Source organism: Streptomyces sp. MBT53 (genome assembly GCF_016654115.1).
GTDB lineage: Bacteria > Actinomycetota > Actinomycetes > Streptomycetales > Streptomycetaceae > Streptomyces.
Window position 1 is genome coordinate 1 of record NZ_JAEQAZ010000442.1, and the last position, 2,272, is coordinate 2,272.

A 2,272-nucleotide genomic window follows, 5' to 3' on the forward strand; every position below is an offset into this window, starting at 1 on the left:
ACAGCCCCTGGCCCCGCGCCCTCGGCCTCATCACGGTCGTCCTCGTCGGCGCCTGGCTCGGCCTGCTCATCGTCGGCGACGTCCGCGCCCAGGTCGGCCCCATGAACACCACGATGACCCTGCGGCCCTCCCTCACCGGCGGCACCAAGATCAATATCTCGCCGCTCGGCGCCCTCTCCCTCGACAGCCACCACGCCCCCGTCCGCCTGGACGTCAACGTCGACCAGCTCGACCCCGAACGCTCCCAGGCCCTCGTCGACCACCCCGAACGCATCTCCGGTCTCCAGGACGAGGTCGCCCACGACGTCGAACACGGCACCCTCGACCTCGCCGTACGCTCCTGCACCGCCGTCGTCCTCGGCGCCAGCACCCTCGGCCTCGCCGTCTACCGCCGCCCCCGCCTCGCCCTCACCGCCGGCGGCCTCGCCCTCACCCTCCTCGCCGCGTCCGGAGCGACCGCCTACGCGACCTGGAACCCCAAATCCATCCTGGAACCCAAGTTCTCCGGGCTGCTCTCCTCCGCCCCCTCCGTCGTCGGCAACGCCCGCAACATCGTCACCGAATTCGACGTCTACCAGCAGGAGTTGGCCCGCCTGGTGACGAACGTGACCAAGCTCTACGACGTCACGTCCACGCTCCCCGCCTACCAGCCGGACCCGACGACGATCCGCGTGCTCCACGTCTCGGACATCCACCTGAACCCCGCGAGCTGGAAGATCATCGCGTCGCTGGTGGAGCAGTACAAGGTGAACGTCATCGTCGACACCGGCGACACCATGGACCACGGCACAGCCGCCGAGAACGGCTTCCTGGACCCCATCGCCGACCTCGGCGCCCCCTACGTCTGGGTCAGGGGCAACCACGACTCCCTCGTCACCCAGCGCTATCTCCAGCGCATGAAGAACGTGCACGTCCTGGACGAGGGCCGGGCGGAAACGGTCGCGGGCGTACGCTTCGCCGGCATCGGCGACCCCCAGTTCACCCCCGACCGCTCGGTCGCCCCCGGCGGCAACGCGGCCGAGGAGCTGGCCGGCGACCAGCTCGCCTCCTCCCTCCGCGACCAGCGGGCCGCCGGCACCCCGGTCGACATCGCCCTGGTCCACGAACCGTCGGCGGCACGCCAGACCGACGGCGAGGTCCCGCTCGTCCTGGCCGGCCACCTCCACCACGAGGGCACCGAGGTCATGAAGCACGGCACCCGCCTCCGTATCGAGGGCTCGACGGGCGGCAGCGGCCTGCGCGCGGTGGAGGGCAAGTACCCCGACCCCATCGAGGCGTCGATCCTCTACGTCGACCGCGACACCCACCGCCTCCAGGCCTGGGACGAGATCAAACTCGGCGGCCTGGGCCTGACGACGGCCGAGGTCAGCCGCCACCTCCCGAAGGAGAACCTGCCGGGAGCACTCCAGTCGCCGAGCCAGTCCCCCAGCCCGTCCCCGAGCCCCTCTCCGAGTCCGGCGTCGGAGGCGCCTTCAGAGGCTCCGTCGAGGACCCCGTAAACCGTTTTGGCGATACCTCCCGCCATCCCATATGCTTCTCACGTCCCCGACGCGCTGAGAAGCGCCCAGGCGGGCCGATAGCCCTCATCGTCTAGCGGCCTAGGACGCCGCCCTTTCAAGGCGGTAGCACGGGTTCGAATCCCGTTGGGGGCACGCAACACCGTGTGCGACACTGGCTCCGCCAGTCCGCACACAACAGCTGGGTCCTGTGGAGCAGTTTGGAGTGCTCGCCACCCTGTCAAGGTGGAGGCCGCGGGTTCAAATCCCGTCAGGACCGCTGAGATTCCGCGAGGAATCTCGTGGCTGGGTAGCTCAGTTGGTACGAGCGATCGCCTGAAAAGCGATAGGTCGCCGGTTCGACCCCGGCCCCAGCCACCGGATCGAAAGCCCTGTCCCATCGGGACGGGGCTTTCGTCGTGACCGGACGACACAGGGTGGGACGCGATGGCCCAGGACATCGACCTGGAGAAGATGCGGGCGCGGTACGGGCTGCTCGCGGTGGTCGGCAGCAATGTCGCGATCACCGCGGTGGCGATCTTCGGGGTGTGGCAGCTGAACGGCGACCGCGCGGTGATCGTGGGCGTCCTGACCTCGGCGTTCACCGCGATGGCGGGGCTGACGACGGCATACCTGGGCATCAAGGCCGTGTCGAACACGGCCCAGTCGATGTCCAAGGAAGCGGGCCGCCAGCAAGACGCCGAGCGGCAGCAGTCAGCCCGTCCGGCGCCTGAGGACGGGGCTGTTCCGGCCGACGGGGGTCCGGGGGCGGAGCC

General features: G+C 69.8%; 2 protein-coding genes and 3 tRNA genes. All 5 read left to right on the forward strand.

Annotated features, from left to right (window positions below; translation table 11 throughout):
* Positions 1 to 1,499: metallophosphoesterase (locus tag JHN45_RS51985; RefSeq protein ID WP_201056507.1), on the forward strand; the 1,499-nt coding region annotated here is incomplete at its 5' end.
* Positions 1,500 to 1,579: 80 nt separating this feature from the next.
* Positions 1,580 to 1,652 (forward strand) — tRNA-Glu (locus JHN45_RS51990).
* A gap of 49 nt (positions 1,653 to 1,701) precedes the next feature.
* Positions 1,702 to 1,776 (forward strand) — tRNA-Asp (locus tag JHN45_RS51995).
* Positions 1,777 to 1,800: 24 nt separating this feature from the next.
* Positions 1,801 to 1,874 (forward strand) — tRNA-Phe (locus JHN45_RS52000).
* A gap of 69 nt (positions 1,875 to 1,943) precedes the next feature.
* Positions 1,944 to 2,272: hypothetical protein (locus JHN45_RS52005; protein WP_236585073.1), on the forward strand; the 329-nt coding region annotated here is incomplete at its 3' end.